This window comes from Streptomyces sp. CA2R106 (assembly GCF_037034245.1).
Classification (GTDB): Bacteria; Actinomycetota; Actinomycetes; order Streptomycetales; family Streptomycetaceae; genus Actinacidiphila.
Window position 1 is genome coordinate 1 of sequence record NZ_JBAGKC010000011.1, and the last position, 13,979, is coordinate 13,979.

12 protein-coding genes and 1 pseudogene are annotated in these 13,979 nt (G+C 73.6%); 4 read left to right on the forward strand and 9 right to left on the reverse strand.

Features of this window, described 5'->3' with window-relative positions; all coding sequences use genetic code 11:
* From WA788_RS18195 to WA788_RS18220, 6 genes and pseudogenes are all read right to left on the reverse strand, one after another.
* Positions 1-192, reverse strand: a pseudogene (locus WA788_RS18195) (ABC transporter permease); the annotation flags it as partial.
* 80 nt (positions 193-272) lie between these two features.
* A complete protein-coding gene (locus tag WA788_RS18200; protein ID WP_335978819.1) occupies positions 273-1,148 on the reverse strand; it encodes a glycosyltransferase family 2 protein in 876 nt (291 codons plus the stop codon).
* An 8-nt stretch (positions 1,149-1,156) separates the two neighbouring features.
* A complete protein-coding gene (locus WA788_RS18205) occupies positions 1,157-1,936 on the reverse strand; it encodes a CDP-alcohol phosphatidyltransferase family protein (protein ID WP_335978556.1) in 780 nt (259 codons plus the stop codon).
* Positions 1,914-2,975: an iron-containing alcohol dehydrogenase family protein gene (locus WA788_RS18210; protein WP_335978559.1), complete on the reverse strand. Its 1,062-nt coding sequence runs from the start codon at positions 2,973-2,975 to the stop codon at positions 1,914-1,916. Before WA788_RS18210 ends, WA788_RS18205 begins: the two co-directional genes overlap by 23 nt.
* Positions 2,963-3,715: a phosphocholine cytidylyltransferase family protein gene (locus tag WA788_RS18215; protein ID WP_335978561.1), complete on the reverse strand. Its 753-nt coding sequence runs from the start codon at positions 3,713-3,715 to the stop codon at positions 2,963-2,965. Before WA788_RS18215 ends, WA788_RS18210 begins: the two co-directional genes overlap by 13 nt.
* Positions 3,712-5,577 (reverse strand): DUF5941 domain-containing protein, encoded by a 1,866-nt coding sequence (locus WA788_RS18220; RefSeq protein ID WP_335978821.1) that lies wholly within the window; start codon positions 5,575-5,577, stop codon positions 3,712-3,714. The genes WA788_RS18215 and WA788_RS18220 overlap by 4 nt, the downstream gene beginning before the upstream one ends.
* Before the next feature lie 382 nt (positions 5,578-5,959).
* Here WA788_RS18220 and WA788_RS18225 point away from each other — a divergent pair, with 382 nt between their 5' ends.
* Positions 5,960-6,973 (forward strand): cation diffusion facilitator family transporter, encoded by a 1,014-nt coding sequence (locus WA788_RS18225; RefSeq protein ID WP_335978563.1) that lies wholly within the window; start codon positions 5,960-5,962, stop codon positions 6,971-6,973.
* 171 nt (positions 6,974-7,144) lie between these two features.
* Positions 7,145-7,756 (forward strand): isopentenyl-diphosphate Delta-isomerase, encoded by a 612-nt coding sequence (idi, locus tag WA788_RS18230; RefSeq protein WP_335978565.1) that lies wholly within the window; start codon positions 7,145-7,147, stop codon positions 7,754-7,756.
* Between the two features lie 126 nt (positions 7,757-7,882).
* Here the strand turns inward: idi and WA788_RS18235 are convergent, their stop codons facing one another.
* Positions 7,883-8,371, reverse strand: coding sequence for an ATP-binding protein (locus tag WA788_RS18235; protein WP_335978566.1), 489 nt, complete (start codon positions 8,369-8,371; stop codon positions 7,883-7,885).
* Between the two features lie 338 nt (positions 8,372-8,709).
* Here WA788_RS18235 and WA788_RS18240 point away from each other — a divergent pair, with 338 nt between their 5' ends.
* On the forward strand, positions 8,710-9,480 hold the full coding sequence (locus WA788_RS18240; protein ID WP_335978568.1) for an enoyl-CoA hydratase/isomerase family protein: 771 nt from the start codon (positions 8,710-8,712) through the stop codon (positions 9,478-9,480).
* 227 nt (positions 9,481-9,707) lie between these two features.
* On the opposite strand, the gene WA788_RS18245 is transcribed toward WA788_RS18240, so the two are convergent.
* Together WA788_RS18245 and WA788_RS18250 are read right to left on the reverse strand one after the other, a co-directional pair.
* Positions 9,708-10,595 (reverse strand): DMT family transporter, encoded by an 888-nt coding sequence (locus tag WA788_RS18245; protein WP_335978569.1) that lies wholly within the window; start codon positions 10,593-10,595, stop codon positions 9,708-9,710.
* A gap of 106 nt (positions 10,596-10,701) precedes the next feature.
* Entirely contained in the window at positions 10,702-11,517 is an 816-nt protein-coding gene (locus WA788_RS18250; protein WP_335978571.1) for a TrmB family transcriptional regulator, read from the reverse strand.
* Between the two features lie 392 nt (positions 11,518-11,909).
* Between WA788_RS18250 and WA788_RS18255 the strand changes: the two genes are divergently transcribed.
* Complete coding sequence (locus WA788_RS18255; protein ID WP_335978572.1) at positions 11,910-13,958, forward strand: putative Ig domain-containing protein; 2,049 nt, start codon at positions 11,910-11,912, stop codon at positions 13,956-13,958.
* The last annotated feature ends 21 nt before the right edge of the window (positions 13,959-13,979 follow it).

A 13,979-nucleotide genomic window follows, 5' to 3' on the forward strand; every position in this document is an offset into this window, starting at 1 on the left:
TTTCGCGAACTCGTTGATGAAATGTCGCCGACCCCACAACTGCCGCGTGTAGGCCAACAACCCCGGCCGAGCACCACTGACCGACAGACCGTACTTGGCGGCGAGTTCGGCGGCGCTGAGGCCGTCGTCGAAGGCCGAGGGCACCGGCGAGGCGCCGACGGCGACCGCGCCATTGTGCGTTGTATCACTCACAGTTGACACTTTCGTCCTCAAGATGCGCGCCGGGTGCAGGGGGTTCCCGACTGCGCCTGATGCTCTCAGATCCGAGCTTGTCAGATGATCGGGGGTCGGCCCAGCCGGGTCAACCGCCACACCGTACGCCAGCGCATCGGGCGCCGGGGTCCGCACGAAGTGGCCCAACCCTCCCGGAAGCCGCCGAACCACGCGCGCAAGGCGCTGCCCGACGGCCTGCGCACCAAGGTGAGCGCCATCCATACGCCGAGATACACCGGCACCAGGGGCCAGGGCAAGTTGCGCCGGGCCAGCCACACGCGGTTTCTGGCCACCAGCCGGTGGTAGACCGCGTGCCGGGCCGGCGAGGTGGCCGGGTGCAGCAGCACCAGGTCGGAGCGGTAGTCGATCATCCAGCCGGCGTCCAGCGCCCGCCAGGCCAGATCCGTCTCCTCGTGCGCGTAGAAGAACTGCTCGGGCAGCCCGCCGACCTGCCGGAGCACCTCGGTGCGCACCGCGCTGGCACCGCCGAGGAAGGTGGTGACCCGGGAGTTGCGCATCGGGTCGGACGCGCGCAGCCGCGGCACGTGCCGGCGCTGGGTCTCACCGGTCTGCGGGTCGGCGATCCGGAAGCTGATGATGCCCAGCTCGGGGTCCTGCTCGAAGGCCCTGCGGACCAGCTCGGCGGTGTCGTCGCCGGGCAGCAGGCCGTCGTCGTCGAGGTACATCACGATGTCCACGTCGCGGCCGCCGGGGCCGAACAGCTCGACGCCGACGTTGCGGCCGCCGGGGATGCCGAGGTTCTCCGGCAGCTCGGCGGTGCGCAGGTGCTCGCGCTCCATCACCGGCAGCGGCGAGCCGTTGCCGACGAGCGCCACCTCCACCGGGGCGCCCTGCTGCTTGGCGACGGAATCGAGCAGGTCCTGGAGCTCGGCCGGGCGGGTGCCCATGGTGATGATGACGGCGCCGACCGTCAGCGGGGCGGTCACTTCAGCCTGCTCGACGCGAGGACGGAGACGAGGTGGAGCAGGGTCTGGAGCAGGGCGATGGCGGCCAGCACCGCCACGCCGAGCCGGGTGAAGAACAGGTCGCCGCGGACCTGGTCGATCACGGCCAGCACCAGGATGAGCAGCGACGCCTCGATGCCGAGCACCAGGCGGTGGAACTGGAGCGCGGACGCGGCACGGCGGGCCAGCGCCATCCCGGACGAGCGCAGCTCGGAGGCCGACTCCTGGACCGGCGGCCGCCCGGTCTGGTGCCGGGCCACGCCGACCAGGTCGGTCTCGGCCTTGATCAGCACCGCGCCGAGCGCGGCCAGGGTGCCGAGGAACGCCCACAGCCAGTCGATCCGGCCGCTGCCGAAGATGTCGGCGGCGCGCATGCCGAAGCCGACCAGCACGGCCGCGTCCGTCAGGTAGGCGCCCACCCGGTCGAGGTAGACGCCGGCCAGCGAGTACTGCTTCTTCCAGCGGGCGATCTCGCCGTCGACGCAGTCCAGCAGCAGGTAGAGCTGGACGGCGACCACGCCGAGCACGGCGCCGGCTATGCCGGGCACCAGCAGGGCCGGTGCGGCGAGCGCGCCGCACACGGTCATCAGGTAGGTCAGCTGGTTGGGCGTGACGCGGGTGTTCACCAGGTGGCGGTCGATGCGCAGCGACACCTCGCGCATGTACAGCCGGCCGGCCCAGTGCTCGCCGCTGCGCCGGTCCTTGACGCCCGCCGGGTGAACGACGGGGCGCAGCTCAGCTACTGATGGTTTTGGCATAGTCGGCGTACGCGTCCCTGATGTCGGTGGCGGACAGGTCGAGGTGTTCCAGAATCGTGTAGCGCCCGGGGCGGGTCCGCGGTGCGTAGCGCACCGCCTCGACGAACTCCTGCGCGGAGAAGCCGATCTCCTCGGACAGCACCGGCAGTCCGTGCCGGCGCAGGGTGGCGGCGATCAGCGCGGACTGCTCGCGGGCGCCGCGCAGGTAGGTCGCGAAGGCGGCGCCGATGCCGACCTGCTCGCCGTGCGCGGCGGCGCGCTGCGGGTGGAGCAGGTCGAAGGCGTGGCTGATCTCGTGGCAGGCGCCGGAGGAGGGCCGGGAGTCGCCGCTGATGGACATGGCGATGCCGGTGAGTACCAGGCCCTCGGCGAGGGTGACGAGGAAGGCGTCGTCGGCGACGGTGCCGGGGTGGCGCAGCACCGCCTCGCCCGCGCCGCGCGCCATCGCCGCGGCCAGGCCGTCGATCCGCTCGCCGGTCTCGCGGTGCGACAGCTCCCAGTCGGCGAGGGCGGAGAGGTTGGAGACCGCGTCGCCGATGCCGGCCCGCAGGTAGCGGTCCGGGGCCTCGCGGATGACGTCCAGGTCGATGACGACCGCGATCGGGCCGGGCACGCCGTACGAGCCGCGGCCGTTGTCGTTGTCGAGGGTGGAGACCGGCGAGCAGATGCCGTCGTGCGAGAGGTTGGTGGCGACCGCGACCAGCGGCAGCCCGACCCGGGCCGCGGCGTACTTCGCGGCGTCGATGATCTTCCCGCCGCCCAGCGCGACCACCGCGTCGTAGCGCTCGCCGCGCATGGCGTCGGCGAGCTTGACGGCGGCGTCGATGGTGCCGCCGGCCACCGGGAACCAGGCGGCGCCCGGCAGTTCGGGGGCCAGCCGCTCGCTCAGGCGGGTGCCGGAGCCGTCGCTGACGGCTATGGCGATCTTGCCGGACGGCGAGATCCGCTCGTCGGCCAGGAGCTGGGAGAGGTCGGCGAGGGCGCCGCCGCGGATGTCGACGACGACCGGCGAGGGGATCAGCCGGGTCAGTACTGGCACGCGATCTCCCGTCCGCGGGCGAGGTCGGCGTGGTTGTCGATCTCGACCCAGGGGATGTCGCCGACCGGCGCCACGTCCAGGGTGTGGCCGCGGTGGACCATTTCCTGGTAGCCGTCCTCGTAGTACAGGTCGGGGTCGCGCTCGTAGGTGGCCTTGAGCGCGTCGGCGAGGTCGGCGGCGGCGTCGGCCTCGATGAGGGTGACGCCGATGTACTCGCCGGTGGCCTCGGCCGGGTCCATCAGCTTGGTGATCCGGCGCACCCCGCGGCCGGGCTCGGCGACGACCTTCATCTCCTCGTCGGCGAGCTTCTTGACGGTGTCCAGCGCGAGGATGACCCGGCGGCCGTCACCGCGGGCGGCCAGCAGGGTCTGCTCGACGGAGACCGGGTGGACGGTGTCGCCGTTGGCCAGAATCACTCCCTCGTGGAGCACGTCGCGCGCGCACCACAGGGAGTAGGCGTTGTTCCACTCCTCGGCCTTGTCGTTGTCGATGAGGGTCAGCTCGACGCCGTAGCGGGCCTCCAGGGCCTCCTTGCGGGCGTACACCGCCTCCTTGCGGTAGCCGACGACCACCGCGGCGCGGGTGAGGCCGACCGCCGCGAAGTTGCCCAGCGTGAGGTCGAGCACGGTGGGGCCGTCCGCCGCGCCGTCCGGCCCGACCGGCACCAGCGCCTTCGGCAGCGTGTCCGTGTACGGCCGCAGGCGCCGTCCTGCGCCTGCCGCCAGCACCAGGCCGATCATGTGGGTTCTCCTGACTCGTCGTGTACGGCGGGTGCCCCCGAGGACACCCAGAAGCGGATGCTCTCGGTGAGGACCAGCAGCGCGAGTACGGCGGCGAGCACCGTCAGCGCGACGGTGAAGCCGTGCCGGTGCGCGCCCGCGACCAGGGCCGCCGACAGCACGGCCACCAGCAGCGCCCGGCCCTCGTGGCCGCCCGCCGCCCGCACCAGTGCGCGGGGCGGGGCCCCGGTGCCGCCGCGGATGCGGTACACCGTGTCGTAGTGATGGTAGGCGACCGCGGCCACCAGCCCGAAGGCGGCGGGCAACGCCCCGTTCACCTCGGAGACGGCCGCCAGTGCCAGCACGGCGCCGTACTCGCCGGCCCGGAAGAACGGCGGGACCAGCCAGTCCAGCGCGCCCTTCAGCGGGCGGGCGACGGATATCCCGCTGGTCACGACGTAGAGCGCGGCGGCCGCGACGACCCACCAGGAGCCGCGGGCGGCCAGCGCCGCGGTCGCGGTCAGGGCGCCGGCGCCGATCGCGGCGAGCAGCGGCGGCGCGACGGCGGGCAGCCGGCGCGCGAGCGGCGCGGTGGCGCGCGCCACCGCTTCGGCGAGCGGGCCGCTGTCGGCGAGGTCGGCGAGCGCCCGGGCGGCGCGGTCGGTGCGCTGGGCCTTCCTGGTCAGGGAGCGCAGCACCCGGCCGGCGGTGGTGTAGCAGGCGGCCAGGCCGCAGCCGATCAGCAGCACCACGAAGGTGATCCGGGGGGTGGTGGCGGCGGTGAGGACCGCGATGAGGAACCAGCGCTCGCCGATCGGCAGCACGATCATCCGGCGCACCCACACCGTCCAGCCGACGCTGTCCAGCCGCCCGGACAGGGCGGCGGTGGGGCTGGTGTTGGCGGCGGCGTCGTGGTTGGCCTCGTTGAAGGCGAAGTCCACGACGTGCCGGCAGGTCTGGAGCACCATCGCGCCCAGCGCGAGGGCCCACACGTCGTCGTGGCCGCCGCGGGCCGCGCCCAGCGCCAGGCCCGCGTAGTAGGCGTACTCCTTGGCGCGGTCGAAGGTCGCGTCGAGCCAGGCGCCGAGGGTGGAGTACTGGAGCGAGTAGCGGGCGAGCTGGCCGTCGGTGCAGTCCAGGACGAACGAGGCGAGCAGCAGCACGCCCGCGGCGACGTAGCCGGCGCGGGTGCCGGTGGCCGCGCACCCGGCGGCGATCAGCGCGACCAGCAGCGAGGCGGTGGTGACCTGGTTGGGGGTCAGGCCGCGCCGGGCGCACCAGCGCGCGATGTAGCGGGAGTACGGGCTGATGAAGTGGGTGGTGAAGAAGCCGTCGCGGGACTTGACCGCGCTGCGCAGCCGGACCGCTTCCTCGTCGACGTCGGCGACGGCGTCGGCCGCGGCGGCCTGCTCCTGCGGGGTGCGGGCCACCCTGGCGACCAGCACGCCCAGTTCGGGCCGGTACGGTTCGGCGCCCTGGCGGCCGAGCTCCTCGGCGAGCGCGTCGGCGAGGACGGCGCCGGAGGCGACGGTGGCGGTGGCGCCGCCGGGCGCTGCGGAGCGGCCTGCGGCGCCCTCGCCGGCCAGCGCGCCGAGCGCCCGGGTCAGCGCGGGCCGGGCGGCGGCCTGCACGGCGAGCGCGCCGGGCACGGCGCCGGCGTCGAAGCGGGGGTCGGTCAGCGCCAGGCGCAGGGCGTGGCGGTGGCCGCGGAAGCGGCGGTCGACGACCGCGACGCGCTCGGCGGGCGGCGCGTCGGCGACGTGCGCGGCCACGGCCTGCGGCCCGTCGGCCTCGACCACCTGGAATCCCAGGGCCCGCAGGTCGTCCGCGAGCGGCGACGGCGTCCCGGCGGCGGGCGGGCCGGTGAGAATTGCGGTCGGCAGAGGAACCCACTCCCTGAATACGTACGAAGGCGCACCGACGTGGCCGCGGCGGGCGGCTGCGGGCCGGAAACACGACGGCGAGGTTATCGGATGCGGGTCGGCAGTCGTTCACTGCGTGTTCGCCTGAACTTGGCCCGTCCGGTGTGATCATCATCCTCGATTCCGGTCGCCTGCCACAACATTGGGGCGGACCCGCCTTCCGCCACCCTTTCGGGTGACCCTCCGCGACAGCTGAGGGTCACCTCACCACCGCAGGTCACCGCACATGACAACGGTCTCCAGTATCGGCTTGCCCACGGTGGGTAACCGGTGTTGACTGGCCGCCGGACCACGCGAGCGGGCGTTCAGCGGACACCGGGAGATGCGGAAGGGGGCCCCGCCGATGGGGGCAGGGATCGGCCACCACCACGGACCGGGCCAGGGGGCCGCAGGCGGCGACGGCCAGGCCCAGGGCCGCGGGCACGGTCATGGGCACGGGCACGGGCACGGGCACAGCCACGGCCTGGCGACCGCGGGCGGGGCGCACCGCGGCCGGCTGCGGATCGCGCTGTCGATCACGCTGCTGGTCCTGGCCACCGAGGTGGCCGGCAGCCTGCTCACCGGCTCGCTCGCGCTGCTCGCCGACGCGGGCCACATGGCCACCGACGCGGTCGGCCTGGCGATGGCGCTGCTCGCCGTCCATGTCGCGGCCCGTCCGCCGAGCGAGCGCCGCACCTTCGGCTACGCCCGCGCGGAGATCCTGGCCGCCGGGCTCAACGCCCTGCTGCTGCTCGCCGTCGGCGTCTTCATCTTCTACGAGGGCATCCGCCGCCTGATCACCCCGCACGGCATCGACGGCGGGCCGACCATCGTCTTCGGTGTGATCGGCCTGGTGGCGAACTCGGTGTCGCTGGTGGTGCTGATGGCCGGGCAGAAGGAGAGCCTCAACGTGCGCGCCGCCTTCCTGGAGGTGCTCTCCGACGCGTTCGGGTCGCTCGCGGTGGTGGCCGCCGCCGCGGTCTACCTGGTCAGCGGCTGGCGGCAGGCCGACGCGGTGGCCTCGCTGCTGATCGGCGTGCTGATCGTGCCGCGCACCTGGCAGCTGATGCGGGAGGCGCTGGACGTGCTGCTGGAGGCGGCGCCGCGCGGGGTGGACATGCGGCAGGTGCGCCGCCACATCGAGGGGCTGGCGGGCGTCGAGGGGCTGCACGACCTGCACGCCTGGACCATCACCTCGGGCCTGCCGGTGCTGTCCGCGCACGTGGTGGTCAGCCAGGACGTCCTGGACGCGGTGGGGTACGAGAAGATGCTGCACGACCTCCAGGGCTGCCTCGGCGCGCACTTCGACGTGGCGCACTGCACCTTCCAGCTCGAACCGGCCGGGCACGCCGCGCACGAACCAGGCATGTGCCGGTGACGGCCCTCCACCTCAGCGTGACGGCCTCCCGCCGGCGGGCAGCGGCGCCCGCCACCGCCGGCTGACCCCCGCGGGCCTTCCGCACGCCGGTACGGCCAGGGCGGTGCGCGCGCGGCGGCGCGCCGGACGTGCGGCAGACTAAGAACTCGTCGTCGAACGCGAAGGATGGAAATGCCCACCAGTCCTGCCACCGCCCGACCCGGCTCCCCCTCCCCCGTGGCGGCCCCGACCGGGGTCGAAGAACCGATCATGCTCGAACTCGTCGACGAGGACGGCGTCACCATCGGCACGGCGGAGAAGCTGTCGGCACACCTCGCACCCGGCCGGCTGCACCGGGCGTTCTCGGTCTTCCTCTTCGACGACGAGGGCCGGCTGCTGCTCCAGCGCCGGGCCCTGAGCAAGTACCACTCCCCCGGCGTGTGGTCCAACACCTGCTGCGGGCACCCCTACCCCGACGAGCAGCCGTTCGTGGCCGCGGCCCGGCGCACCGCCGAGGAGCTGGGCGTCGCCCCCGTGCTCATGCGCGAGGCGGGCACCGTCCGCTACAACCACCCGGACCCGGCCTCGGGCCTGGTCGAGCAGGAGTACAACCACCTCTACGTCGGCGTGGTCCGCGCCCCGCTGCGGCCGGACCCGGCGGAGATCGGCGAGACCGTCTTCGTCACCCCGGAGGAGCTGGCGAAGCTGCGTACGGAGGGCCCGTTCTCGGCGTGGTTCCAGACGGTGCTGGACGCGGCGCTGCCGGCCGTCCGCGAGGTGACCGGGGCGGCCGCGGGCTGGTAGAGCCGCCGTACGGCGCCCCGCGCGGCGCCGCGACGCGTGGAAGGGCGCGGCCGGGAGTCCCCGGCCGCGCCCTTGCCGTACCGTTCCTGCACCGCCCGGCCTGCGGCCCTGCGGCTGCCGTGGCGGTCAGTACCGGGGCGCGCGCAGCGGGAGCGCGGCCCAGACCACCTTCCCGCCGGTCGGGGTCTTGGCGATGTCGCAGGAGCCGCCCGCCTCGTCGGTGATCGTCTTGACCAGCACCAGGCCGCGCCCGCCGGTGCGCCCGTGGTCGGCCTCCAGCGCCTTCGGCCGGTACGGGTGGTTGTCCTCCACCGCGATCCTGATCCACTCCGGCCCCACCGCGAGCTCCACCGCGAACTCCGCGGAGAGCACCGCGGCGTGCTTCACCGCGTTGGTGACCAGCTCGGAGACGATCAGCAGCAGGCCGAAGAGCATGTCGTCGTCGATGGGGACGCCCTGTTCCCGCACCAGCGCGCGTACGCCGTGCCGCACCTCGGGCACCGAGGCGTCGACCGTGGGGGCGGTGAACCGCCAGACCCCCTCGTACGGCCGGGGCACCGGCACCGGAGCAGGGATCGGGGCCTGACCGAGCGGGACACTCCCGCGGACCTCCATGACCGCACCCACCATCGCTTTCGCGTGACCTCGTCCGACAGGGCCTGCCGACATGCCCGCCGCGCGCGCCGGGGAAAACGGGCGCACCGGGGGGACCGGGAGAATCGACCTCACCCGTCGAGTGTCCGCGCCCTTGCGACCCGCACATGCGGGAGACCGCAAATCCGCGACTTTGCGCGTTTCCCGACCGGGTCGGACCGGCGGGGATCGCCGGGGGCGCCCCTTCCGACCGCCGGGTGCGTGGTTGGGGCGGTCGAGGCCGGGGCGACACGCGTGGTTAGGATCGACCGGCTGCACCTGGTCGGTGCATGTGCACCGATCGAAGGAGCGAATAGCAGATGACGTCCCGGTTCGGCCCCGGCCTGCTGGTGAGCACCGAGGGCGGCGTCGCCACCGTCGCGATCAGCAACCCCGCCCGGCGCAACGCCATGACGCTCGGCATGTGGCTGGCGCTGCCCCGGGTGCTGGCCGGGCTCGCCGCCGACCCCGGCGTACGGGTGCTGGTGCTCACCGGCGAGGGCGAGGCGTTCAGCGCGGGCGCCGACATCGGCGAGCTGACCGACGCCGAGGGGCGGCAGGCGGTGCAGGAGGCCGCGCTCGCCGCCGAGGAGGCCCTCGCCGCCTTCCCGAAGCCCACGGTGGCCGCGGTCCGCGGCTTCTGCGTCGGCGGCGGCTGCCAGCTGGCGGTCGCCTGCGACCTGCGGTTCGCCGCGCGGGGGGCGCGCTTCGGGGTGACGCCGGCCCGGCTCGGCATCGTCTACGCCGCCTCCTCCACCCGGCGCCTGGTCGCCGTCGCCGGTCCCGCCACCGCGAAGTACCTGCTGTTCTCCGCCGAGCTGATCGACGACGAGCGGGCGCTGCGCACCGGCCTGGTCGACGAGGTGCTGCCCGACGCCGACCACCTCGACGCCCGTGTCCGCGCCTTCGCCGCCACCCTGACCACCCGCTCCCGGCTCACCCAGACCGCGGCCAAGGAGTTCGCCGCCGGCCCGCCCACCCCCGAACGCGCCGCCTACTGGGCCCACCAGGCCGCCACCACCCCCGACACCGACGAGGGCGCCACCGCCTTCCTCACCGGCCGCACCCCCACCTTCACCTGGACCCCCTGACCAAACGGCACCCCAGGGGCGCGGGGAACTGCGCGCCCAGCCACCAACCGGCCCGCGGCCGGAAACCCCACCCAGCCAGAACGGCGCGAAGCCGAAGGGGCGCGGGGAACTGCGCGCCCAGCCGACACCACCGGTGAGCCCGAATACCGGCCCGAGCCCGTACCGCGCGACCGCCCCACGAACCGGCCCGCCGCCGGAAACCCGGCGCGGCGGGGGCGGGCGGCCCGCTACGCGACCCGCGTTGCGCCTCGGCGCTCGCGTCGCTGCGGCCCCTGCGGCATCGCCGGGTGCCGCCCGAGCAGCAGCACCCCGACGACCACCGCCGCCAGCCCGGCCGCCTGGAAGGCGAGCGCCAGCGGCGTGACCCGGATCTGGTCCCCGAGGAACCCGATCCCGCACGCGATCCCGGCCAGCGGCTGCGCCGCGGTGAGCGCGGGCAGCGACATCCGCAGCGGCGCCGCCTCGAACGCCGACTGGACCAGCAGTATCCCGGTGATCCCGATGACGAGCACACCGTAGGGCTGCCAGCTCACCAGGAGCTGCGCGACCCCGTCGTCCTCCGCGATGGACCCGCAGATCCGGGTGAGCGCGTCCTGCAACCCGTAGATCAGTCCGGCGGCGAGCGCGAGGAAGGTGGCCTCCGAGGACGGCTGCAACCCCTTGGCGTAGAGGGTGACCAGCACCGCCAGCCCGGCCACGATCCCGAAGACCAGCCAGTGCCGCAGCGCGCTCGCGACGTGCCCGCCGCCGTGCGGCTGCCCGGCGACGATGAAGGCGGTCACCCCGAGCGCGAGCAGCGCCACCCCGCCCCAGCCGCTCCACCCCAGGGGCTGCCGGGTCAGCCAGCGCGACAGCGCCATCGCGAAGAGCAGGTTGGTCGCGGTGAGCGGCTCGACGAGCGAGACCTCGCCATGGGTGAGCGCGACGGCGCTGAGCACCTGCCCGGCGACCATGAAGCCGACGCCCATCAGCCAGTCGGGCATCCGGATCAGGTCGAGCAGCAGCCGGAAGGTCAGGATGTCCGACCGCGGGGCACGGGCGGCCGCGCGCTGCTGCAACACGAATCCCAGACCCAGGCAGCAGGCGGCACCCACGCCCAGCAGGAACACGGCCACGCCGTCACTGTAGCTCCCGGACCTGGGCGCGTCCGGCGTTGGCGCCCGGCCGCCGGGTGCGTGGCGCCGCGCGGGGCGGTCGGGCGGGGCGGTCGGGCGGGGGCGGTCAGGCCGGGTCGGTCGCCGCGGACCGCGCGCTCTCCCACACCGTGAGAAAGGCCATCCGCAGGCACGCGGCGAGCGCGGGGTGCTCGATGTAGAGCGCGGTGGTCGCGTCGGTGCCGGCCACCGGGTCGGGCATGTCGCACAGCACCAGCGACGCGTCGGCCACCACCAGCTTCAGCGGCAGCTCGGCCGCGAACCGGCTCTCCTCGCCCGCGGCGCCGAACCTCCGCACGTTCTCCAGCACTTCGCGGTCGTCCAGCGCTTCGTTGGTGTAGATCGCCCGGACCGTGCCGCCGGAGCGGCGCATCCGCCGTACGACCTTGATGCCGGTGGCGTTGGTCGGGGAGGAGACGAACGGCGGCTTGCAGAAGCTCAGCAGCTCGTGCCGGGCCTGCGCCTGGATGTCGGCGAACGCCTCGGCGATGGACTTCGGGTCGCGCAGGATCTCCACGTAGTCCATCGGCACCGTCTGGGTGCGCCCCTCGGTCCACACCGGCAGCAGCGCTGAGGTGAGCGCGGAGGACATCCGGTCCAGCCGTTCCAGCGTCTCGCGCTGGTGGGCCATCAGCCGGGCGACGGCGAGTTCGGGCGCGACCGCGGAGAAGGTGGCGACCCGGCCGGGCCTGGTGGTCGCCAGCCGCCGCCTGACCAGCGCGTCGAGCACGTCGTAGACCCGCTGCCGGGGCACGTCCGCCTCGCGGGCGACCTCCGCGGCGGTGTAGGACTCGCGGCGGACCAGGGCGAGGTAGACGCGGGCCTCGTAGCGCGCCAGCCCCAGCGCGACCAGGTCGCCGACCGGTCCGTCCTCCGTCTCCATGAGTCCCGACCGTATACGCCAAAGATCGTCCCGCGGAAGCGATCCGGTGGCTCCGGGTGCCGGTCCCGTGGCACCCCGGGGTCAAGTCAAGAGCAATCCTTTACCAACACCCGGTAGTTCCTTGACGATAGTCCTCACTACCTTCATCTGGTCACCACTCAACGGGGTGTCAGTGAACGCGAGTTGACACATGCTCCATGTGTTCCACGAGTTGTACACGCGTCACTCGCCCCACCCAGGGCCCTCGGGCCGCCGGAGTTCCACGCACCCCCCGCACCTCCGCCCCACCAGTGAACGTGCGCCACGTTGAAGTCGAGGCGACGCCGCGGCGTTCGTTGTCATGCTCTTGACATATCCGCCCTGGCCGCCCTCGTCCGCCCGATACACCCCCCATGGAGGGCAGTTCCTTGCAGCTCAGTACCGGCCCGTTCAGACGGGCCTTCCGGCGCACGGCCGTCGCGGCCCTCGCCGCGGGCGCGCTCGTGACCGGCGGCATGTACGCCGCCACCGCCGCCACCGCGGCGCCCGCCACCACCACGGCCGCCGCCGCGAACAGCAACGGCACCGCCGCCACCGGCCCCTCCGCGGGCAAGGACGTCCAGCACCTGTGCGCGTCGCCGGCCGACGGCCAGATGTCGTGCATGGGGCTGGCCCGTACCGACGTCGCGCACCACCTCGGCATCACGCCGAACGCCACCCCGTCCGGCTACGGCCCCACCGACCTGGCCAGCGCCTACGCGCTGCCGAGCGGCGGCTCCGGCCAGACCGTGGCGATCGTCGACGCCTACGACGACCCCAACGCCGAGGCGGACCTCGCCACCTACCGCTCGCAGTACGGGCTGGCGTCCTGCACCACGGCCAACGGCTGCTTCAAGAAGGTCGGCCAGAGCGGCAGCACCACCTCGCTGCCGAGCGCGGACTCCGGCTGGGCCGGCGAGATCTCGCTCGACCTCGACATGGTCAGCGCGGTCTGCCCGCAGTGCCACATCCTGCTCGTCGAGGCGACCAGCGCGAGCATGACCAACCTGGGCACCGCCGTGAACACCGCGGTGTCGCTGGGCGCGAAGTACGTCTCCAACAGCTACGGCGGCAGCGAGTCCTCCTCGGACACGTCGTACGACACCTCGTACTTCAACCACCCCGGCGTCGCGATCACCGTCAGCTCCGGTGACGAGGGCTACGGCGCGGAGTACCCGGCGGCGTCGAAGTACGTCACCGCCGTCGGCGGCACCGCGCTCAGCCGCGCCAGCGGCACCACCCGCGGCTGGACCGAGTCGGTCTGGAACACCTCCAGCAGCGAGGGCACCGGCTCCGGCTGCTCGTCCTACGACGCCAAGCCCACCTGGCAGACCGACACCGGCTGCTCCAAGCGCACCATCGCCGACGTCTCCGCGGTCGCCGACCCGGCCACCGGCCTGGCCGTCTACGACTCCTACGGCGCCAGCGGCTGGCAGGTCTACGGCGGCACCAGCGCCTCGTCGCCGATCATCGCCTCGGTCTACGCGCTGGCCGGCACCCCGGCCTCCGGCACCACCCCGGCGTCCTACCCCTACGCCCACACCAGCTCGCTCAACGACGTGACCAGCGGCTCCAACGGCAGCTGCAGCGGCAGCTACCTGTGCACCGCGGGCACCGGCTACGACGGCCCGACCGGCCTCGGCACGCCCAAGGGCACGGCCGCCTTCACCAACGGCACCTCCACCGGCGGCAACACCGTGACGGTCACCAACCCCGGCAGCCAGAGCACCAAGACCGGCACCGCGGTGAGCCTCCAGATCAGCGGCAGCGACTCCGCCTCCGGCCAGACCCTCAGCTACAGCGCGTCCGGCCTGCCGGCCGGCCTGTCGATCAGCTCCTCCGGCCTGATCTCCGGCACCCCGACCACCGCGGGCACCTCGTCCGTGACGGTCACCGCCACCGACGGCACCGGCGCCACCGGCTCGACCTCCTTCACCTGGACGGTCAGCACCTCCGGCGGCGGCACCGGCTGCACCGCCACGCAGCTCCTGACCAACCCGGGCTTCGAGTCCGGTGCCACCGGGTGGACCGCGTCCTCCGGCGTCATCGACAGCAGCACCGACGCCCCGGCGCACAGCGGCTCGTACAAGGCGTGGTTCGACGGCTACGGCTCCACCCACACCGACACGCTCTCCCAGTCGGTGACCATCCCGTCGACCTGCACCAGCGCGAGCCTGAGCTTCTACGTCTACATCAGCACCGACGAGAGCGGCTCGACCGCCTACGACAAGTTCACCGTCGCGGCCGGTTCCACCACCCTCGCCACGTACTCCAACGTCAACGCCTCCAGCGGCTACGTGCTGAAGACGATCGACGTGTCCTCGCAGATCGGCAAGACCTTCACGCTGAAGTTCACCGGCGCCGAGGACTCCTCGCTCGCCACGTCCTTCCTGCTGGACGACACGGCGGTCAACGTCAGCTGACCGTCTGAACCCACCGCGGTC

What these genes read in the sequence shown, in the direction of transcription:
- WA788_RS18205 (WP_335978556.1), bottom strand. Translation starts at nt 1,936, where the DNA reads ATGCCAAAACCATCAGTAGCTGAGCTGCGCCCCGTCGTTCACCCGGCG.
- WA788_RS18215 (WP_335978561.1), bottom strand. Translation starts at nt 3,715, where the DNA reads ATGATCGGCCTGGTGCTGGCGGCAGGCGCAGGACGGCGCCTGCGGCCG.
- WA788_RS18225 (WP_335978563.1), top strand. Translation starts at nt 5,960, where the DNA reads ATGGGGGCAGGGATCGGCCACCACCACGGACCGGGCCAGGGGGCCGCA.
- idi (WP_335978565.1), top strand. Translation starts at nt 7,145, where the DNA reads ATGCCCACCAGTCCTGCCACCGCCCGACCCGGCTCCCCCTCCCCCGTG.
- WA788_RS18235 (WP_335978566.1), bottom strand. Translation starts at nt 8,371, where the DNA reads ATGGAGGTCCGCGGGAGTGTCCCGCTCGGTCAGGCCCCGATCCCTGCT.
- WA788_RS18240 (WP_335978568.1), top strand. Translation starts at nt 8,710, where the DNA reads ATGACGTCCCGGTTCGGCCCCGGCCTGCTGGTGAGCACCGAGGGCGGC.
- WA788_RS18250 (WP_335978571.1), bottom strand. Translation starts at nt 11,517, where the DNA reads ATGGAGACGGAGGACGGACCGGTCGGCGACCTGGTCGCGCTGGGGCTG.
- WA788_RS18255 (WP_335978572.1), top strand. Translation starts at nt 11,910, where the DNA reads ATGGAGGGCAGTTCCTTGCAGCTCAGTACCGGCCCGTTCAGACGGGCC.